General features: G+C 32.5%; 15 protein-coding genes. 8 read left to right on the plus strand and 7 right to left on the minus strand.

The genetic code is table 11. The annotated features are described in order from the left end of the window. The first annotated feature begins 2 nt into the window (after nt 1–2). Nucleotides 3–2,561, plus strand: a complete 2,559-nt coding sequence (gene pglZ, locus ACQY44_RS18925) for a BREX-1 system phosphatase PglZ type A (RefSeq protein ID WP_428231858.1) — start codon at nt 3–5, stop codon at nt 2,559–2,561. A gap of 11 nt (nt 2,562–2,572) precedes the next feature. Then, nucleotides 2,573–4,585 carry a BREX system Lon protease-like protein BrxL gene (gene brxL, locus ACQY44_RS18930; RefSeq protein WP_428231859.1) on the plus strand — a complete coding sequence of 671 codons (2,013 nt, stop codon included), beginning with the start codon at nt 2,573–2,575 and terminating at the stop codon, nt 4,583–4,585. 110 nt (nt 4,586–4,695) lie between these two features. On the opposite strand, the gene ACQY44_RS18935 is transcribed toward brxL, so the two are convergent. Further along, on the minus strand, nt 4,696–6,150 hold the full coding sequence (locus ACQY44_RS18935; RefSeq protein WP_428231860.1) for a sigma 54-interacting transcriptional regulator: 1,455 nt from the start codon (nt 6,148–6,150) through the stop codon (nt 4,696–4,698). 306 nt (nt 6,151–6,456) lie between these two features. On the opposite strand from ACQY44_RS18935, the gene ACQY44_RS18940 reads away from it, so the two are divergent. The 4 genes from ACQY44_RS18940 to ACQY44_RS18955 are packed head-to-tail and all read left to right on the plus strand — an operon-like array spanning nt 6,457 to nt 9,344. Then, nucleotides 6,457–6,729, plus strand: coding sequence for a hypothetical protein (locus ACQY44_RS18940; RefSeq protein WP_428231861.1), 273 nt, complete (start codon nt 6,457–6,459; stop codon nt 6,727–6,729). Between the two features lie 3 nt (nt 6,730–6,732). Continuing rightward, complete coding sequence (locus ACQY44_RS18945; RefSeq protein ID WP_428231862.1) at nt 6,733–7,758, plus strand: CBASS cGAMP-activated phospholipase; 1,026 nt, start codon at nt 6,733–6,735, stop codon at nt 7,756–7,758. A gap of 4 nt (nt 7,759–7,762) precedes the next feature. Then, nucleotides 7,763–8,707 carry a cyclic GMP-AMP synthase DncV-like nucleotidyltransferase gene (locus ACQY44_RS18950; protein ID WP_428231863.1) on the plus strand — a complete coding sequence of 315 codons (945 nt, stop codon included), beginning with the start codon at nt 7,763–7,765 and terminating at the stop codon, nt 8,705–8,707. After that, a complete protein-coding gene (locus ACQY44_RS18955; protein ID WP_428231864.1) occupies nt 8,691–9,344 on the plus strand; it encodes a hypothetical protein in 654 nt (217 codons plus the stop codon). The genes ACQY44_RS18950 and ACQY44_RS18955 overlap by 17 nt, the downstream gene beginning before the upstream one ends. A 453-nt stretch (nt 9,345–9,797) precedes the next feature. On the opposite strand, the gene ACQY44_RS18960 is transcribed toward ACQY44_RS18955, so the two are convergent. From ACQY44_RS18960 to ACQY44_RS18980, 5 genes are read right to left on the minus strand one after another with little or no spacing between them, the layout of a single operon-like run. Next, complete coding sequence (locus ACQY44_RS18960; RefSeq protein ID WP_428231865.1) at nt 9,798–10,844, minus strand: HNH endonuclease domain-containing protein; 1,047 nt, start codon at nt 10,842–10,844, stop codon at nt 9,798–9,800. 8 nt (nt 10,845–10,852) lie between these two features. Further along, nucleotides 10,853–11,803, minus strand: coding sequence for a hypothetical protein (locus tag ACQY44_RS18965; RefSeq protein ID WP_428231866.1), 951 nt, complete (start codon nt 11,801–11,803; stop codon nt 10,853–10,855). Nucleotides 11,804–11,805: 2 nt separating this feature from the next. Then, nucleotides 11,806–15,042 carry a DNA repair protein Rad50 gene (locus tag ACQY44_RS18970; protein ID WP_428231867.1) on the minus strand — a complete coding sequence of 1,079 codons (3,237 nt, stop codon included), beginning with the start codon at nt 15,040–15,042 and terminating at the stop codon, nt 11,806–11,808. Beyond that, nucleotides 15,039–15,686, minus strand: a complete 648-nt coding sequence (locus ACQY44_RS18975) for a condensin complex protein MksE (RefSeq protein WP_428231868.1) — start codon at nt 15,684–15,686, stop codon at nt 15,039–15,041. Before ACQY44_RS18975 ends, ACQY44_RS18970 begins: the two co-directional genes overlap by 4 nt. After that, nucleotides 15,656–16,993: a hypothetical protein gene (locus ACQY44_RS18980; protein ID WP_428231869.1), complete on the minus strand. Its 1,338-nt coding sequence runs from the start codon at nt 16,991–16,993 to the stop codon at nt 15,656–15,658. Before ACQY44_RS18980 ends, ACQY44_RS18975 begins: the two co-directional genes overlap by 31 nt. A gap of 1,101 nt (nt 16,994–18,094) precedes the next feature. On the opposite strand from ACQY44_RS18980, the gene ACQY44_RS18985 reads away from it, so the two are divergent. Both ACQY44_RS18985 and ACQY44_RS18990 read left to right on the plus strand, forming a co-directional pair. After that, nucleotides 18,095–19,645 (plus strand): IS630 family transposase, encoded by a 1,551-nt coding sequence (locus ACQY44_RS18985; protein WP_428231870.1) that lies wholly within the window; start codon nt 18,095–18,097, stop codon nt 19,643–19,645. A 686-nt stretch (nt 19,646–20,331) separates the two neighbouring features. Further along, a complete protein-coding gene (locus ACQY44_RS18990; RefSeq protein ID WP_035688618.1) occupies nt 20,332–20,886 on the plus strand; it encodes a fasciclin domain-containing protein in 555 nt (184 codons plus the stop codon). A gap of 293 nt (nt 20,887–21,179) precedes the next feature. Here ACQY44_RS18990 and ACQY44_RS18995 read toward each other — a convergent pair whose 3' ends face one another. Beyond that, nucleotides 21,180–22,160 (minus strand): GlxA family transcriptional regulator, encoded by a 981-nt coding sequence (locus ACQY44_RS18995; RefSeq protein ID WP_428231871.1) that lies wholly within the window; start codon nt 22,158–22,160, stop codon nt 21,180–21,182. Nucleotides 22,161–22,194 lie beyond the last annotated feature (34 nt).

Here is a 22,194-nt window from a genome sequence, read left to right on the forward strand (position 1 = left end):
CAATGTTTGCAGACAAAGTAATTCAGACACTTGCAAAAAGTGACAAAAATAAACTATTCTACTTCGATGCTGATGGATCGAAGAGAGAGGAATTGACAGCGATTGAAAAAGAAGGAATAAAAGTAATTGAAGTAAATCAGAATTATTTTGATCTAAAATATAAATTGGAAATGGAATGGAGTAACACAAAGGTATTCCTCTACCATCCTTTTGCAAAACCTGAAGGTGAAAAAGTAAAAAAATATCCTTTACTAGATTTATTGTCTGCCAACATTGAATTAAAACTAGACGAGGTTTCGGAATTTCTTGCGGAGTATAAATTACACGAAACAAGAATAAACATAAATCTGATAAACAAATATTTAAAACTTCTAAAAATAAAAGCTAATAAAAAAAAGTTAGCGCGAATACTAGATCCAGAGAATTTTAGCGACGATAGTTTAAAAAAGGGGCTAATCTCCATTTCATTGGAATTTAACGTAGTAGAAGACAAATTCAACTGCATGAACAAATGGTTGACATTAGCTTTAGACGAAAACAAATTCAATAAAATAAATGGAAACCTTAAAGAATTAGAATTAGATAGTGTGTTAATTAACTGGTTCAATGGCTTATTGGACACTAAAGAAGAAATGCTGTCCATAGAAGCAGCAAGCAACTGGATAACAAAAATAAAATACAATGTGTTAGTAGGAAATGCTACCAAAGTTATAGCTTCGGACACTTACAATTCCTTAAAAATAAAACGCACAGCCGACAATTATAAATTACTGAAATTTTTTGAAGCATGGCAGAATAATCAAATTACTAACAAAGCAATTGAGCAACTATTTAATACACTAGGTAGCAAAATAAATACTATTGCAATATTAAAATGGTATGGCACTGAAACAGAATATGGTTATTATTCTGAAGAAATGATGGACACCGTAATAAAAACATTATACAGTGAAGTGATTTCTCAAGCACTGAAAACAAAAGAGGAATGTATTCGCTGGAGGAATGAGGAAACAATTTCAGAATTTATCAAAGATCAAATAGAGTTCCTATACTTTGCAGCTTCAATGTATGGTATTCTTGAAAGCTATAAATCGTTCCGCTTTAATAAAGCAGAGGATTACATAAAAGAATACACGACAGAGTTACATAAAGTAGATTTTAATTACCGCAAAGCGGTGATAGCTTTTGACAAAATAAGAGACCATTTAGAAGAGTACGAAAAAATAGTATTGCCCATTTTTGAAACACTTAACAATAAATATGATAGATTTCTAATAGATTTTAATAGCGAATGGCAAAAAGTATTGGAGGAAAATAAATTTAACTTCCATCAAATTGATTGCAACAAACAATTCAATTTCTACCAAGATAATTTAGCTGATGTTGATTATAAAATGGCGGTAATTATCTCGGATGCATTCCGTTACGAATTGGGTTACGAATTGTACAATGATTTATTGGCAGATAGTAAAAACAACTTAACTATTCAACCCTGTTTAGCTTCAATTCCTTCCTATACAAATTTAGGAATGTCAAACTTACTTCCTAATAAAGGAATTACCGTCGAAAAAGGAGAACAGGATTTAGTATATAAAATCAACGGTAATCCAACAAACAGCCAGTGTCGACAAGCCATTTTACAGGAAGCCGTTCCAGATAGTGTTACTATAGATTATGCAGAAATTATAAAATTTGATAGAGATACCGGTAGAAAGTTTTTTATCAAAAACAAGTTAGTCTACATCTACCACGATTGGATGGATGCCATAGGTGATAAAAAAAGAACAGAACACGAAACATTTGAAGAAACTTCAAAAGTAGTTGAACAAATAAAAAGACTGATCCAAAAAATATACGGTTGGAATATTTCTCATGTTTTAGTTACTGCAGATCACGGATTTTTATTCAACCACAATGAATTAAAAGAAAATGACAGAGAAAAGTTGCCAAAAGTAAAAGGATACAGCAAAGACAATTCACGTTTTGTAATTAGTGATACTTTTGAAGGCAAACCTGATGGATATGTGTTGGATATGAAAAACACAACAAACATTGATACAAATTTAAAAATTGCCCTTCCAAGAGCTATTAACAGATACCGTAGACAAGGAAATATTGGAGTTCAGTTTGTGCATGGCGGTGCCAGTATTCAAGAATTAATAACACCGGTAATTAAATATTACAAACAAAAAAAGGAAACTACGGAAACAGTTTCTTTTAGAAGAATAGATAACGTCAATAAAATTATAACAGGAAATATTAGAATTTCGGTACTACAAAACGAACCGGTATCTAATGAATTAAAAAGTCTTGAGGTTACCATAGGTCTATACAATGATAAAGGAGAATTGCTTTCCAATGAAATAGAATTAAACTGTAATGCTACCTCAAACAACCCAAAAGAAAGAGTATTCGAAATCATTTTAACATTGAACACAATCGGTTCTAAAGCAGCATTTTGCTATTTGAAAGCGTTCGATACTAAAGACAAAAACAAACTCAATCCAATAGTATTAAACGACTTGATTACAATTAGTACCTTAATGGGAATGGACTTCTAAATAGAATAGCTATGGAATTAAAAGACAAAATAATAAAACATTTCGAAGGAAAAGTAGTCCGCAAAGACCTAACAGCATTGGTAAAGGGTAACAATCCAGTACCTGTATATGTATTAGAATTTTTATTAGGACAAAATTGTGCCATTGATGACGAAGAGATCATTCAAACTGGAATCGAAAAAGTTAGAAATGTGATTAGGGACAATTACGTACACCGTTCTGATGCGGAAATAGTAAAAGCAAAAATTCGAAATTCAGGTAGTTATAAGATAATTGATAAGATTAATGTTACTTTAAATGATAAATCAGCTAATATGTATGAAGCTGACTTTGCTAATTTAGGATTACGTAAAGTACCTATACCAGACAAAATGGTAATTGATAATCCTAAATTATTAAGTGGTGGTGGCGTTTGGTCTATCGTTACTCTAGCTTACTCTCATGAAGATGATATAAACATGAGATGGATCATCGCTGATTTAAAACCTATTCAAGTTTCAAATGTAAATTTAAACGAATATATCGATTTACGTAAAGAATTCACTTCGGAGGAATGGCTAGATTTATTAATGCACAGTATAGGTTTAAATCCGGAATCGTTTAACAAACGTGATAAATTCATCCAATTATCTCGCTTAATTCCACATGTAGAAAACAACTATAATTTTATAGAACTAGGTCCAAAAGGAACAGGTAAATCGCACATATTTTCTGAACTATCTCCACATGGTGTTTTAGTTTCTGGTGGGGATGTTTCTAAAGCGAGACTTTTTGTAAGTAACAACGGTGACAAAATTGGATTAGTTGGATATTGGGATGTTGTTGCTTTGGATGAATTTGAACAAGAAAAGGGAGGTAAACGTACTGATAGTGATTTAGTCAAGATCATGCAAAACTACATGGCAAATCAAAGTTTTAATAGAGGAAAAGAAACTTATCAAGCTACAGCATCGATGGCTTTTGTTGGTAATACAAAACACAATGTACCATACATGCTAAAGAATTCTCATCTATTTGAATCCATCCCTGACGGATATATAAAGGGAGCTTTTTTAGATAGGATGCACATGTATATTCCTGGCTGGGAAGTTCGTATTTTAAAATCATCTGTATTTTCCAGGGAATATGGCTTTATTGTGGATTATTTAGCAGAATTATTAAGAGAATTAAGAAAGTTTGATTTCTCTTCTGTACTCGATGATAAAATTACGTTAGACGGTTCTTTAACAACCAGAGATAAAACAGCTATTAGAAAATCAGTTTCCGGAATGGTTAAATTACTATATCCAAATCAAGTAATAACTGATGAAGAATTACTTGAAATACTAGACTTTTGTATTGAAGGAAGGAAAAGAGTAAAAGATCAATTGTATATTATTGACGAAACTTTCAAATCAGAACCAGTAGAGTTTAAATACACAATACGAACTACGGGAAAAGAGGTGTTTCCTGAAACTTTAGAAAACTTAAATTACAAAGCTGCTGTTCAGGTCAAAGAGGATTCTGATTCAGAGGAAACAGATATCAGTTCAACTACCAAATCGACATTAGATTTAAAACCACATCAAACCATTTTGAAAGACAATCAAACCGGAATTTCTTATAAAAAATTATTTGGAGATTATTTAAAAGGGGCGCAAAATATTACTATTCAAGATCCTTATATAAGGATGCCTTATCAGTTTAAAAATTTATTAGAATTCTGCATGATGTTAGGAAATAATAAAGCATTAGAAGACGAAGTCAATCTTGAAATTGTTTCATGGAATGATGAAACCCATTTAAGTGATTCCATAGGCTATTTTGAAGAACTCCAAGAAAGTGTAACTGATCTTGGTATAAATTTAACTTACAGAATGGAAAATCACCATGATCGCTTTATAGCTGTAAACAATGGTTGGAAAATAACATTAGGCAGAGGATTGGACATATTTGAAAAAATCGAAGGCCGCTTTAACGTTGCTGACCTAGATCAAACCAAAAGAAAATGTAAATCATGTGAGATGACATATTTGAAACTTTAATTAATAAACTATTTAAATTAAATCCAGTAAAAATATTTAAAAAAAGCACTAAGGTTTACGCAAACTCTAATACTTTTTTTCTTACACACTTTATGGGATACTTCCTAAATCTAAAAATCATCAATTTTTATTTCATAATCCTTTATTTTCTTCTCTAACGTATTTATTACACAGCCTAATAACTTTGATGCTTGCTGTTTGTTTTTTGCTATTTTAAGAACCTTTATGATATGTAATTTTTCTGCCGTTTTCAAATCTAACTTAAATTCATCGGTAGGATTTAGCAGTCTTGCTGGTAGGGTATCCTGTAAAACAACATCATTATTAAAAACATAAAGATTTTCAATTAAGTTTTCTACTTCACGAACATTTCCGGGAAATGGGTAGTTTAATATAAATTGCTCTATATCTTTTCCTAAGCGCAATTTTTTAGATCTTTTAAATAGCTTCCTTTTAGATTCTATAAAAAAATCAATTAATTCTTTTTTTTCAATCATGCCTCTATCTCGCAAAGGTGGTAAAGTTAGCTCTGTCACTGCAAGCCGATAGAATAAATCCCAGCGAAATGTTCCTTCTCCACATAGAATAGGGAGATCCTTATTTGTAGCGGCAATTATTCTAACATTAATTTTTTTTTCCTTTGTGTCTCCTATTTTAAGAATTTTTTTTTCTTGGATAACACGCAATAGTAATTGTTGCATATAAGGGGAAATATCGCCTATCTCATCTAAGAAGATAGTTCCGCCTTGAGCTTCTTCGAGTAACCCGCTACGGTCTGAAACTGCACCTGTAAAAGATCCTTTCGTATGACCAAATAATCTTGATTCAAGTAACTCATCGGTAAATGCAGAACAATTTATGGCGATAAACGACTTGTCCTTTCTTACTGAGTTTTGATGTATAAAATTCGCTAAATGTTCTTTCCCCGTGCCGCTTTCTCCATAAATTAAAGTTGTTACCTGATCTGCTTTAGCAATCATTTCAGCTCTGTCGTAAATTGGTTTTAATGTATCTGTAATTAAATATTCTTCCTTGTGTTTTACGACACTCTCTTCTTTTATCACACTTCCACTAGGAATAGTGGATTTTAAAATCTGCATTTGTAACAATTCAGCTTTCCCTGTTTTAGAATGATTTTGGGGACGAACTTGAAATAATCTAGTGTTTAACAAACCTGACGCATGAATCAAGTACCATGATATTTGCATTGCAGAGGTGCCGGGAGAATAAAATATATTAATGTCATCCTCTTTGCATTCCCTAAGTAATAAGCTTTCTACTTTGGTTTTTATTTGAGGGATATCAATTACATCTGTAACGTCCAAATATCGAGTGTCAATAGTTCGACCAGGATATTTTACGCTTAAAACAGTCCTTAGTTTTTCCACATATGGATCAGGATTGTCTCCTTTCTCCGACGATAAAATAATATGTCTGTCATGGTCAAAGAAATCTTTGTGAAAATTAAAGGTAGGACCATTTTCATTGATTCCATTAATCTGGTTTTTCGACGGGTTTCTGGTAAAATCATGCATGGTGGCAACCCATGAAATTAATGTTTTCATATCATTTTTTGATAATTAAAAATCAAATATTGACATAATTATTAACAAAAACAAGCTAAAATCGCTAAAATTTCACATGGCATGAAATTAGCTTTATGGGAGTAATTAAATTAGAAAGGAGGTGTATAAAAAATGACAAAGAAAATGGCAACATATAGAAATGCAGGGACAGGCAAGTACGTAACTAAAATTTACGCTGATAAGCATCCTAAAACAACTGTAAAGGAAGCAGTAAAAAAATCCAAATAAGTTCTCGGAGTTATCTTTTTAGATAACCCCATTTATAAACAGTAAAAATTTTAGAATATGGCAATAATAATAACCTACGACATTCCTTCAAAACATCAGGAATTCAAAGATCAGATGATATCAAAGGGATATAGAGATAGCATCCCAGGAACTACGAATTGTAAAATAATTTACTTTCCAAACACTACCCTTTACCACTCTAATAAGACAGCAGATACTGCAAGAGATGAAGCACAAGTAATAGCTAGAGAATTAGGAATTCCTTTGGAAAGATGTGTTTCAACAATTTGGAGTAATTGGGCAGCAGTATGCGGTGAACCGTTTAAATAATATATGATGGATAAAGAAGTGAGAAAAAAATTTAAGATCCTTTCTATAGATGGAGGCGGGATAAGGGGACTTATCCCAGCCAAAGTTCTATCTGAGTTAGAATCAGAATTACAGAAGGAAGAACCGGAGAAAAAACTACACGAGCATTTCGATCTTATTTGTGGTACGTCTACAGGAGCAATCCTTGCAATAGGCCTTGCCTTAGAGATTCCAGCAAAAGAATTGGCTAAATTCTATGAAGATAATGCCAAAATTATCTTTCCAAGATTTGTCTTTCGTTTTCTACCTCGTAAAAGTAGAGCATTCTTTAATGCGATCTATAGTAATAAACAATTGCTAAAAAAGCTTAGAGAAGTCTATGCAGAGGCTAATGGAGGGAGAGACCCACTAATGAATGATCTTAAAAATAAGGTATGCATACCTGCATTTAATGGAAATGAGGGAGCAATAAATGTTTTAAAAACTAAACATCATCCAGATTACAGAAGAGATTATAAGCTCCCTGCATATCACGTAGCGATGTCTAGTGCCTCTGCGCCAGTGTATTTTCCACCCCACACTTTTTCATTTAAGAACGAATTTGGAGAAGGAACTAATATCAATATGATCGACGGTGGAATATTTGCTAATAATCCCGCATTAATTGGTGTCTTTGAAGCAACTGATAAACTTAATATTTCTATTGGAGACATCGCGATCTTATCATTAGGCACCGGTCAAGGAAAACAAATAATAAAACGGTCGTGGCGTCCAAAGAACGTATTTGACTGGTTATTTCCGAACCCCAAGTTAGTCGATTTGGTATTAGACACACAAGCGCAGATCACTGAACAATATCTTCTCTTTTTACAACGTGCTCTGAGCAAAATAGGCAACACATTTAGTCATTTACGTATCCAACATGACATGAAAGGTGACAACATAGAATTAAACTCATCCAAAAGTAAACATATAGATAGAATGAAGTCCATTGGGGAGGAATTAGCAAAAAACAGATTAACAGAAATTTTAACTTTTTTAAAACAATAACAATATGGCAAGCTGTAACAATTTATTTCAGGATTATCATGATAATATATCCATAGGTTCGAAAAAGAACGAGAAAATGAAAAATTCGAAAGAAGGTCTTCGAAAAAGAATTAGGGAATGGTTTAAAGCAAATCATCCCGAGTATGTACCATATTTCTATATACAAGGATCTTATAAAATGAAAAATGGCATCCGCACAGCAGAAGACATTTGTGACTTAGATGATGGTATATATTTCTTTCGAGCGCCAGATGTAACAGCCTCAACCCTTAAAGATTGGGTTAAAGAAGCGGTAGATGGCTACACTAATGTTGCTCCGGAGAATCGTAAAAAATGCGTCCGTACAATTTTTTCAAATGATTATGAAATAGACCATCCAGTCTATTGTAAAGAGGATGGAAAAGAATATCAGATAGCAGTCAATGGGATAGGTTTTGAGGATAGCGATCCTAAGGCAGTAGTAACTTGGTTTGTTTCCAAAAAGGATAAAGAGGGCCGATTATTACGAAACATCAAATATCTCAAAGGATGGGCTGACAATCAAAGTTTTAAAATGCCTAGTGGTTTAGCTCTGACTATCTTAGCTACTAATGCTAAAGAATTAATTGTTTTAAATGAGCGTGATGATATCACAACACGTGATATTCTTAAGGAAATCAAAAAAGAGCTTAGTAAAGATTTCAAATGTACTGTTCCAGCTGTACCAAATGATAATTTGCTAGAAAATTATGCAAATAAAGAAAAGTTTTTAGAAGCACTGGACAAATTTATAGCGGATGCAGACTCTGCAATCCGTAATACTAATCAAAAAGAAGCCAGTAAACTATGGCGTAAAAATTTAGGTGATAGATTCCCTATTGGTGAGGATAAAGAAGATATCTCTCGCAATACAGCAGCGGCTAATGGCGCAATAACCTCATATCCATTTTATTATGAACAAGTTATATAATAGATTCGCTGAAGAAGCTCTTGAAGCGACGAGTAGTTTTCCCGATTTACAATTATGTATTCGGGAAGATTCTCTTCCATACCTTATTGGGAATCTCGTTCTCGTTGATGAAAACAATGTTATGTATGATAAATATTCTATAAGAATAGAATATCCGAACGACTACCCAAATAGTTTTCCTTTAGTGTATGAAACAAATCAACGATTACCACACAATATTGACTGGCATATTTATGTAGATGGTCATTTTTGTATCTGCACACCAATTGAAGAGTACATTTACTGTGCAAAAGGAATTACGCTTACAAGTTTCATTCAGAAACAAGTTCTTCCTTATTTACACAACCAAAGTTTTAGAGAGAAAGAAGGTTATTTCCTTAATGAAAGATCCCATGGATCAATGGGGATCTTAGAATCTCTATATGATATTTTACACATTAATGATTTAACAAAAGTCTATTCTACACTTATACATATTTATAGAAACAGTAAGCCATTACGTACCTCAAAATGTTTTTGTGGAAGTGATCGAAAATATAGGTATTGTCATAAAAAAGAATATGAAGTTCTAAAAAGTATTGGTCAAGAGAGATTGTTTGAAATAATCTCATACTTAAAAAAAATTCAAGGCATTTAGTGCTCATGTCGATACCTACTAGTCAAAAAAATCAATAACAATATTGCAGTAATACTATAATCTTTGTAATATAATAATTAGATAATTGAATACTTTCTATAAAACAAATTTAATTTAATTTTAATAAAGCCAGTGCTTAAAGTTTTATAGCAGAATGGTATCAAAAGATACTTTACAAAACCAAAAAACCAACAAAATAATATTCTGTGAGGGTTTGGGTTCGAAACTTTATATCTCCCCTACGTTGAAAGGCTTAAAAATATAGGCTAACAAAGTTTATAAAAAGCGCTAAAAAAAGTAGTAGACCTTGAAAATTAAATGATTTCAGGTTTTTTATTTTATACTCATTTTCAGTATTTAAGAATAAGCAAACTCGCAGCATATTCTAAAGACAGTCAGTATGGTACAAAATTTCATATAATCATTTAATAAACAAGAAGTTCTTTATTTCCATTAATCCTTTAGATATGAAAAACCGTTATTATTGGCAATCGTCAAAAGAGGCTGAACAGTCTGCCTGTACCGCAGATAATCAAGCCCTTTATCCTGTTGCAAATCAGGAAAAATGGTAAGATAATCTTCCAAATATTTATTCTTTGCATTATGGCTTTTTACTATTTCATAAGCTAGCTTTTGGAGATTAAAAAAATCATCAAAATGTTTTTCGATCAAGGGAAGTTTGTCACCTTTGGAATAATTAAAAGTTTTATCAATTGGGATTAAGTTCCAAATTAAGTCATGAGAAACAAACGCATGAGGAACGAAATGGTCTAAAGCAAATTTCTTCTCTTCAAAAATCAATCTTTTATTTGTAAAAATACAGTTTACAGCTCCCAATTCAGCAAAGACCAGCTTCCAATATTCATTGGTTTGCTTCATTAAAGAGTTTCTGGATAAACCCCTGCTTATTTTATTTGAAATATCTGGAACATTAGGGTTTCTTTTTTGAAGAAAAAGTGACAAATTCCAATAACAGAAGTCTCTAAGTATTTTTGAATTTGATTTCAGATAGGATATCCAGAGGGGATTTATCTCTATAGCATCTTTTTCTAAACGGTAGATGCATCCGTGCTCAAAATTCTGAGAAAGGGAATAAATGTTATTGCGATTGCCAGAAAACCAAGACGAAATAAACCAGTGGGGTACATTTTTATCAAAATGATTTAATATTTTGATTGTTTCAGTGCTGGGAGTCTTTTCTAAAACGGTATTGATTACATTTTTATTTTCATTTACCCTGAGGCCTTCTATTCTTAAAGTTGCTCTAACAGATTCCTGGATTAGATCCTGTTTTCCAAATGAAACATGAAAGTAATTTACGGTATACCATGAGTTGCTGATCATTCTCGCAAAAAGCATGCGCTTAGGAATATATGTATGACCTTGTTCTACTAGTTCAAGAATAGCCAGGAACCAGTAAAATTTATAGGAGGCCGAAGTATTGGCAAATACCGATGCCAATTTGTTCACTGGCAGATTTTGGTCATATGGCAGGCTCATATTCAGCTTTATAAATAATTATTATCAGTCAGTATATGGATTAAATCTAAAGATTCTTCTTCAATCCATTTATCTTGGGTAATTAATTCATTAATAAATTCAATTTCATGCGATGAAAAATCATCTCTGTTTAAATTTGAAAAATCATTACCCTTCCATTTGCTTTTATGATGTTTTACATCAACATTAATTGCAGCCTCAAGTGAAAGGGGCTGTATAATTTTAACCTCAGTACCTTTGGACCTGAATATCTTTTTAACAGTTGAATATATCAGTAATCCGTTATAATCCCAATCGCAAAAATAATATATTGGAAGTTTTAATTTGTCCTGGGAAATATCTTCCAGCGGTTTAGTATTATTACCCCCAACATACCATAATTCAATATTGCGGTTTTTATATTCCAGAGGAACCTTAAGACAGTCAATATTTTCGCAAAGCACAATGATTTTTGGTTCATTGCAGTCAACAACAAATCGCCACTGATTATTTTTAGGGTCCTTTTCCGGAAATTCAGACAATTCCAATATTTTCAGAACAGCATTCCTTACACTGAGTTTATTTGATAGATATTTAGAATTTTGATTTTTATAAATTAAAGCAGATAACTTTTTCTCTGTAGTCACATTCCTTTTTAATTCTTCCTTATTATAGAAAACAAACATGAGTGCCTTTAAATCCTGTTCGTCAAAAGATTTTTTCGCATCGTTTTCAATGCCTGATTTTTCAAAGAAATTATTATAATATTTATAGGTTTCTAAAAATTGCTGCTCGTAATACTCCTTGAATCTTGGTGATGCTTCGATAATATTGTGATTCCCGACTCTATATTTTATCAGTTTCTTCTGCTTTAAAATTACTTGATTAACATAGTCGCAGTTAACAATTTTTAATCGTGTTTGTTTTGAAATATAAAGCTGATGCAGTCCCTTTAGGTATTTCCATTCCATTTTTTTCATAATCAGCTGTTTAACAGTCCAAAAATTGGAACCGGAGTATAGTTTACATTTTCATCTTCCAAACTATTATGGAGCAGATATATGTTTTGATTCTCCGCATCAATTTTATTAGGATTTATCGATAATGATAAAATCTGGTAATGATTTGCTATTGCGATCTCGTAAAGCATATCAAAATTACTTCCAAGTCCTTCTGCCTCATCAATTGCCATATATCGGATCCCTTCTTGATTTTTAGATTTTGCCCCTTTGTCCAGCAACGATAATTTTGCCATGCATAAAAGTGCTATTGCTGAATACGTCTGGCTGGTACTGCCGTCGGTCTTGTTGCCTTGCGCTGATTTAATTGAAAACTTCAATCCATAATAGGATTTCGGATTTAATAAATCCTTAATTTCAAGTTTAACTGTCCTTGAACCGCCAGTTCGATAAAATGCTTCTCTTAATTTATCTTCCAATGCCGGGAAATTTTCAAATTCTGCAGAAAATGTTTTAAGGGTTTCAAATAAGGACTCATCAATACCGTACTGTATATCTTTATTGATTTGCTCCGTGAAATTATTCATCCACTCTTTTTTAAGCGCATCATCGTATAATACATCCAGACTGACTTTATGCCCACCGCTTATTTTTTTTTCTTCCGAATTTAAAAAGTTGCTTATAATTCTTACATCCATCAATTGGCTGCTTACCTCATTGGAAACATCATCTATGATTTCACTTAATTTTTGGAGCTTTCGGCTGTTTAGCTTTCTATTTTTAATATTTATATTTCGCAGGTAATTAGATATATTCTCCACTATATCCTCTTCCAGCAGATCCCTTTGGTCAAATATTTCCTGAGGCAGAATTTCTCTGCATAAAGAACTAAAATCATCTGTCCCTTCATAGTGGTTCTGTTTGTCTTTAACGAAAGTATATACCACAGTATTATACCTGGAAATATATGCTATATTAGAAGCTGTATATTTTTTTTCTAATTCTTCAATAGCAATATCATCGGAAGTATCCAAAGCAGTTTCATTTGCAAACAGATCAGGATTTTGGATATAAAGCTCATTCTTCTTATACCCAAAATTTGAAATTCTCAGGTCTATCTCCTTTAAGAAATCAGACTGATTGTTATTGATGAATTGAGTGCTGCATTCTTGCTTGAGTTTAAAAAAATAATCAGGTGCCTGTTCTATCGATTGATTTAAATATTCAAGATCTGCACTATAGGTGGGCTTGACATTATATTTATTTTTATAAAACTCTATATTCTCAATTATGACCGGTATTTTAAAAGTTTTCAATTCCTGCTCCAGGTTGAGATTTAGATTAACCCATTTTCTTTTCTCCTGCTCTAGTTTATTAAAGTTTATTACTGCATTTGCAAGCTCTTCATTAATTTGTTTCTCTCTTGAAAATTCATCCAAATAGTCATTAAAAACTGCCCTTTCCAAATTGTACATCTGGTGGTCTTCAAGCTGATATTCCAGCCCCAGGTCTAAATTAAATGCCAGTAGGTAATCATCGGGATTTTCCAGTTCTTCCAAAACTTCTCCAATAAGTTCAATACTTGATAGTTTTCCCTCTAAAGCTATAATATCTTCTTTTATTGTAGAGGTTTGTTTCTGAAAATATTCCTTAATCCCTTCTTTATCCTGCCTGTCAAAAATGGGCGATTCAGCAATTGGTATATATTCCATCAGCCCTTCTAAGCTAATCCAAAAACCTTTGTCGTCTTTTTTTGCTATTTTAATATTCTCCAGTAATTGATCTGGTTTGGGGATAAAACGCAAAGCGGGATTATCTGGTTCTTGGACCCGAATATCCTCATTTTGGTATTTATGAACTACGCTTTCTTGAAATAAATCTAATTTTGCAGTGTGGTTTAAAGCCCAATGTGCTAAAGATTTTTCATCTTCAATATTATTTAAAGCCTTTAATTTGTTTTTGATTTCGAGTTCATTTCTATAAAGGCCGGTTTTTGAACTGATCTGCACCAGTATATTTTTACCAGCAAGCCTTTCAGTAATAAAAAAGCTTAAAATATTTTTAGATTTCAGCTTTTCGGTCAGCTCCTTCACCTGGGTTATATGATGCTTATTTTGATGGTATTTGCTGTAGCGCGCCTGTAGATCTTCTTTAGAGCAATTAAAATCTTTGAGCCAGTCGCTCAATACTTTTACTTTACTGGCACTTTCCTCCCACTTGTTTTTTTCTTTAAATGCAGCCGCCCACTTTGGTTCTATAATGTCTATTTTTTCTTTTGTCCTGATTATTTTATGCTCTACAATATTTTTTAATTCAATAAGTCTTTCTGAACTCTCATCATAGAGATTGATCTTCTCACTGATCTGTTTTTCTGCATCGGCAATTTCTTTTGAATAAAAATTAAAAGATGCCAGGAGAAAAATCTGCTGTTTTTTATCTTTTTCATTTTTCAGTTTCAGCAGTTCACTCAACGCTTTTTGTTTATCTGTGAGCAGTTCGATTTCGCTTAGATTTTTTTCAAATTCTTTGGAATCTCCGTTCAGTGCTATTACTGTATCATTGAATTTTTTCAGTAATTCTTTTTCTTTTTCCTCTCCAAATAAAAAGTTCTGCAATTTTACGCTTTTATTCATATCCAGAGATTCTCTGGAAAATGCCTGGATAATTTTGGCATAATTTTCTAGAGTTTTACTACTGATTGACAGATCAATGGGAAGTATTTCATTTTTAAAAAGAATTTTATGATAATTAGAAGTCTTATACCACGACTCGCAGGTCAGTTCCAAGGTATTTATCATATGTTCTTTCAAATTCTCAATAGGCAGTATTTGGTCATCTTTAAGAAAATCAGAATATCCTAAAGTTTTATCGAAAGCAACTAGTATAGTGTCGTCATCAAAATTACTGCCTTTCTGGATAATAAACATATTAGACATGCCGGAGCTTTCCAAATAAATACCGATGACAATAAATTTATTCTTATCAACCTCGACATTTATAAAAGCATAGCCCATATCGGTCCCCTTGCCATCGGTTCTTAAAACCATTGTACTGGGTTGTCTAAGGCCGGTGCTTTTTGTTGGGGAATGAAATGCGATAGCACCTACACAGATCAATTGCAGCATATCCGAAATCATACTCTTTCCAGCTCCGCCCTCACCGACAAAATCGGTCCTAAATGAGTTGAAATCATAGTCAAATCCCTGATGGTGAACTATCCCTAATGCGGACAGCCTTTTAATTATAGGATATTTTTTCATTTCAGTTCGTTTAGTGTTTCATCTATGTTTATAATATAGTCCTCATATACTTTCAGCAATCGGTCAAAAGCCGGCAGTATATGAAACTCATCTTTTTCCAGGTTTATCCACCCAATTTTCTTAAATTCTTCAAGAGCAGACTGAATGGTCCTATCAATAAGGTCATCATTGTAATTTCCGGGAGTTGTGTTTTTTGATTTGGCTATTAAAGCATAAATTCCCTGTTTATAGTCTTCAGATTCAATACGGATTTTTTCTTTTAATTTTTGAACAGATTCCAGATCAATTTCTCTGTCAATAAAAACAATTTTATAAATCAGAAACCCAATAATTACATACTCGCTTTTGAGCATATGCCTGTGCTTCTCAGAAATGTGTCCTCTATTATTGTTAATAAAATCTAAATAATAATAAATTGCATTATCCTGGCCTGCTTCAACCAAGTCAACCTTAAAAAAAGTATTGTAATACATTTTTAGGCTTTCTTGATTCTGTGAAATAAAATTGAACTGATTTATTTGTTTTCCCTGCTTTTGAATGTGCATCCCATCTTTCAATAAATAATCAATTGATGCAAACAACTCCTCTGAATTATCACTGTAGAGAAAACTGCTCAGGCTAATTTTATTACTTTCATTTTCCATAACGTTATATTTTTAAATTCAGGATGGATTTCCAATTCTTTATCAATCTGCAGCTTAAATTTTTCTTTATTGCCGTAAACATATTTAATTATATTAAATGTTACGCTCACAGCTATCTGGCTGCTTTTATTTTCTTGAATAATTTTAAAAAAAACTTCTGACAATCTGATGCTCCCTTTTAATTTTATTTCAGATAAAATGTATTTTTCCCAATTCCTAATAGTATCTATTTCCTTTATTTTATCCTCGGCTTTCTTAACGTTTTTCCCTATTTCCTTATGGTTCTCAATATATATTTTTCTTTCCTTTGGTTTGGATGGAAATAATTCGCGGTCTTTGTCAATTATGGTAAAGTTAGGTGTTTCAATATGAATCTTAGGCACAGTTATATTGCTAGGAAACACTACGGGTTTATTTCTATTGTTGGATTCTACAGTGCTTTTATATAATAGCAGATAAATAAACTTCTCAATTTTTGAACTCAGCAGTGGTTTGCTTAATGTTGAAAATAACTGTCTTATCTTGGGCTGGATTCTGTCTAATTTCCTATCAATTGAATTCAGCCTTTCATTGATGTATTTCACAAATGAATACACTTCGGAAATCAGCTCATTGATTTCATTGTCTGTGTTTTGCTTGTTCTCCAGCAGGCCTCTTATCGTTTTTGTTTCAGAATAGGCCGAGCGCAGTTCTTTTACGTGGTTCTGGGCATTGTTCATGCTCAGGTCAGTAGCTATAAGGATCTCGATGAATCCCTGGTTGCTGAAATCAGTTTCTTTCTTAAGCACTTCTATAGATTCTGTTATCTGTCTGTCTAAGAAATCAATCTGCTCTCGCAGATCAGGCTCAAACTTTTTAAAAATTACTTTTAGCCAAAAAATTAGTTCGCCAATATCATTGCTTTTTTCAAGTGTATTGGAAAGATGGCTGCAGATTTCCTGGATCCGCGTCGGATTAAAAGCTCCTTTGAGGGTTTCTTTTGCATGCCTGCAAAATTTATAGGCATAATCCTTAAAAAAATACTTTTGGGATTCCTGGCTGTAATCTAAAAAATACTCCTGCAGGTCCATTATGTGACTGGAATAGACCTCTTTTGGATAACGTTCTTTTGTCTTATATATCCTTTCAAAAGCTTCGTGCAGATCTTTTTCTGTAAATTTTTCATCCACAAAATCCCCTTCAACAATTTTTTCATAAATTAAAACAATGGCAAGCCCGATCTCCCTATCAGGAAATAGCAATTTATACGTTTTTTCTTCATTAAGAATTTTAATAAAATCAAAGTTAGTTTTCTCTGTATTTTTCAATAGCAATAAATTAGCTGTTATAACAAATTTTAATTTAGCGTTTCATCTTTAAATCCACGACCTATTGCTTTTAAGGCGGACATAAAAAAAAGTCACAATCTTTAAAACCTCAGAACTATAAAGCTACCAATCCTTTAATGACGGCCAGAACGACCGTTAACGATTGGCTGTTTTTTGTTTAAGTCCTGTTTTTATCGGCCAGCCAATTTTTAAATTCATGAAAACAGCGTAAATAATTTTGTCTCGTTCGTATGTTCTTTTTTCACGGTCAGGTTTATTCTTGATCGAAACTTTCACAATTTCTACATTAAATGCCTCACGAATCTGGCTCGCTTTTCTGATTCTTGGATTATCACGGAGCGGCCTGATTGTCTGACCCTGGGTTTTAAATGAATCCTATCCATTACTGCCAATAATACTTTATTTTTATCATGGAAAAGCAAATAATCAATCCATTCAATACCTAATGGGAGCGGCAGATATCCATTTTAAGAATAAGAAAGTTTGTTTGTCAAACATATCAAACCATCTTGAACTATTTTTACGGTTTTCCGTAAATTAGTGTTTTTAATCAGCAAATTAGCTTTAAAAAAAATAAGAAAACCAAGTATAAGTACCTGTTTTTACATCAATCTTAGAAGACACAAAAAATGGAATAGAGTTGCCTTCAAATTTGCCACAAAAAGCTAAGGCAGTTTCTAAACGATATACATTGTGTTTAGTGGAAGAATCGTAGCACATGAATTTTGGAGTGGATAACTTTTTGCCACAAAAAAGTATGGCGGTTTTTTCGAAATACTTCACCAGCCTAAGTTTTGTGGCGGAATCATGGCGCAATTCTATTCATAAAAATAGAAACCCAGTAAAATAAAGGCCTTACGAGTTTAGGTTCGAATCTTTTAGAGTGGTTAAAACAATTTAAATAATTTTTAGCATTACAATCACTAACATTATTAAATCTCCCTTATCTTTAATAATAATTCCAGCATTAATTTAACAGTACTTATATAGGTGCCCCTGACGACACCATATATTATCTATAATTACATCTTTACTCTGTAATTTCAATCATACTTGACGTCAAATTTTATACTTTTAATCATGTCCCGCCATACTATCTCAAAAGCCAAACAGCTCAAGATTGCTCTTTTGGTAGAGTCCGAAAAATTAAATATTAGCCAGTGTGCCTCTAATCTTAATATTTCAAGGAACACTGTTAAACGTTATGCAAGATTTTACACCTCACTTTTTCATTCTAACAGTAACGATCTACTTTATACCAAAAAGAGTCTTCCAACTCTTAAATCAAGGAAACATATCATTGAAAAGACAATTGATTTGCAAAATTTTCTTTTTGAGTTGGCACAGCAAGAACCTGAGTGTCTTTCAAGCGCAATAATAGCATGGCATAGATATCTTACTGTATATACAGTTGGTTATAAGCGTTCCCAATTTATTACTATTTTTAACAATTGGCTCAAAACACATAAGCACATTATTCATAAAGCATGGGACGTGAATTTTATACCGGAAGAAGACTTAAAAACCTTTAGAAGCTGGCGAAATTCACTTGACCGCCATCGATGGGAACTATCTGTAGTAATTACAGAATCTTATAAAAGCAGACCGACTGCAGAAATTGCTGAAAAAATTGAAAGGTCCGGAAATACAGTCAGGGACTGGATAAATAGCTATAAAAAATACGGCATTTCAGGGTTTGAAAAGAAAAATCATAAAACCAACCCTAATATATTACAGCTTAGAGAAGAGAAAAAAACAAATATTATTAAGCTAATTCATGAGCCTCCTAAACTGCATGGTATAAATCGTACTTCTTGGTTCTTGACCGATCTTGCAGAAACGTATAGAAAAATATATAGCACATATATTTCTACTTCCACTATATCACAATATCTTAAATCTGAGGGTTATACTTACCGAAAAGCAAAAGAAGTGCTTACCAGTCCAGATCCACAATTCAGAAAAAAAATGAATGAAATTACCAATATTCTAAAAAATCTCGGAACAAGAGAAAAGTTTTTTTCTATAGATGAGTTTGGTCCCTTTGCAGTTAAAATAAAAGGAGGCAGATCACTAGTTCAAAAAGGAGTAATAAAAACATTTCCTCAAATACAAAAAAGTAAGGGTTTCACAATTTGTACAGCTGCATTAGAATTATCTTCAAATCAAATTACTCATTTTTATTCCACAAAAAAGAATACAATAGAAATTATAAAATTGATTAAACTGCTGTTGTCGCAATATAACACAGAAGAGAAACTATATCTTTCCTGGGATGCTGCATCATGGCACTCCTCAAAAGAACTCAATAATTTTTTAGATTCTATCAATCATGAAGCTTACAGAAAAGAGCATCAAACTCCAATTATTACATTAGCGCCATTACCAGCCTCAGCTCAGTTCTTAAATGTAATTGAGTCGGTGTTCAGTGGATTGGCAAAATCCGTAATTCATAATAGTAACTATGAAAGCCTTGAGGAATGTAAGGAGGCCATCTCTCAATATTTTACCAGCAGGAATGAATATTTCATTTTACATCCTCAGAAAGCAGGAAAAAAAATATGGGGGAAAGAAATAGTTCCTTCAGTTTTTAAAGACAGTCAAAATTGTAAAGATCCTAGATTTAGATAAATGTAAAAGCAAGTTTAAATCATAAAAAAATTACTACTTTGAATTTTGTGACATAATCGAAGTACATCGTGCTTTTTAAAACCACAAATTTAGCAAAAAATAGGTCTAGCGAGTTTAGGTTCGAAACTGTATTAGTAAAACATTTTATGAATAAAATATTGAAATAGACATAATTGCATTTAGGTGCAGAATCGGTGCACCTTGTTTTAAGACAAAATTTAAAACACTATAAAACAGTTATTTAAAATCTTTACCAATATTTTAATTCTTCGTACATAAGAGATACATTATTTGGTAAATGTAAACAATTTGAAAAATAATTCGCTTCCATGTTTAAATCGCATATTCAAACCCTATAAGTATATAGTAGCCTGATACAGAATTTACGATTATTAAAGTTAGATTAAAAGTATAACATTTAAAACTACTTTTCTTACCTAAACATATCAAAACTAGAATAAGAAATTTTCGCCTCTCCGTTTCATCTTTTCAGGCTGCTTTGATTGTGAAGATAACATCGCAAATTATTTTAACAAAGGTAAGTTATCAAAAAAATATTCCCTTAAAATCCTAATCCATAATACCTTTTAGTTAATTCGATTTTATTTTAGTTTATTTCTTGGCTTATTTTAAAACCAAAAAGAATATTAAAGCGTAAATGACTTTATAACTTAAAAAAAGTAATTATGAAAACTGGAAAATTTTTAGCAGCAGCAATCCTGGCATTAGGATTTGGATTTACATCATTTGCACAAAAAACAGTAATGGTTGGTGGAGCGGCTATGTATCCTAATAAAAATATTATAGAAAATGCGGTAAACTCAAAGGATCATACCACATTGGTAGCAGCAGTAAAAGCAGCAGGATTAGTTGAAACCCTGCAAGGTAAAGGTCCATTTACTGTTTTTGCACCGACAAATGAAGCTTTTAGTAAATTACCGGCCGGAACTGTTGAAACATTATTGAAACCTGAGAATATTAAAACATTGCAAACTATATTGACCTATCATGTAGTGTCCGGTAAAATGAATAGTTCTGATATTGCAAAAGCAATAAAAGCCGGTAAAGGAAAAGCAACTTTAAAAACAGTGAGCGGCGGAACTTTAACTGCCTGGATGGATGGAAAAGATTTGTACATCAGTGACGAGAGCGGCAATAAGGCCAAAGTTACTATTTCAGATGTAAATCAATCCAATGGTGTTATACATGTAGTGGATACAGTACTGCTTCCGAAAATGTAATTTTCCGAGAATAAAATACAATTATAGAAAAAGCCCTGAAATTTCAGGGCTTTTTCTATAATTACTATCCTGAACAATAGTAATAGCATATTATATATGAGATACTGCTTAAGATTTTTTTGCCTACTCAAAACTTTAAATATAGGGAGCTGATGTCTTTTTGATATAAAACCATGACCTAAAGCACTATCTCATCGGACTGTGTAGTTTTTTATTGCGTAACCAAAAAAATAATTCATTGCTGCTTTACTCATTAAGCTCTTCATATTTTCTGGAAGGCTTTTATTATTGTGCTAGCTCAAAGCTTCTTTGTTGTATTTGTTTCGGTATTCCAATGGTGACATTCCTGATACTTTCCTAAATACTTCGCGAAATGCTTTAAGATCCGAGTAACCAACCTCATACATTACTTCGTTAATGTTTTTTCGGCTAGTTTCGAAGGATTTCTTTGCCGCTTCAATTTTTACCCTTTGTGCGTATTCAACAGGTGTATTTCCAGTAGCCTTTATAAAACGCCTGTCAAAGTTTCTTCTTCCAATAGCAAATTTGGAAGCTAGAGCTTCAATGGATATTTTTTCTTTAAGATTATTTTCTATATAGTTCTGTGCCTTTTTCATTACATCATCACTATGTGCTTTTTGTCCTGAAAAAATGATAAAAGCCGACTGGCTTTGACGGTCTAATTCAATTTGAAATATTTTGGAACAAAAAATAGCCGTTTGTCTGTCAAAGTGTTTTTCTATCAGATAGATAATAAGGTTTAAAAAGGAATAGGCTCCCCCATTGGTATAGATTCCGCTCTGGTCAGTAATCAATCTGTCAGTCTGCAAATTCACTTTTGGAAACATCGTTTTAAATTGCTCTGCAAACGCCCAGTGCGTAGAGCAGGTCTTTCCTTCTAGTAAACCTGATGAGGCCAGTAAAAAAACACCTGTGCAGATACCTGCTACTTCTGAGCCGTTTTTATATTGGCTTACAATCCACTTTATCAATGGTTCATTTCCTGTTATGGCCTTTTGATAGTTGTGGTTCAATGACGGAATAATAATAAGATCCGTTTTTGTTACCCCTATAATATGAGTATGTGGTTTTACGCTAAACAAACCATCATGGAAGTCAACCTTTTCAGAAAGCCCTACAAGCTCAATTTTGTAAAGTTCCTTTTTGTTTTTTTCTTTCCAATACGCATTGGCTCTTGACAAAATTTTGTAAGCACCGACAATGCTGCTCAAATTGTTTTCACCGTCAGGTACCAAGATAGAAATATGTTTCATTGGGAATTTTTGACAAAGATAAACAAACACATTG

Origin of the sequence: Flavobacterium sp., from assembly GCF_965277525.1 — a bacterium.
Classification (GTDB): Bacteria; Bacteroidota; Bacteroidia; order Flavobacteriales; family Flavobacteriaceae; genus Flavobacterium.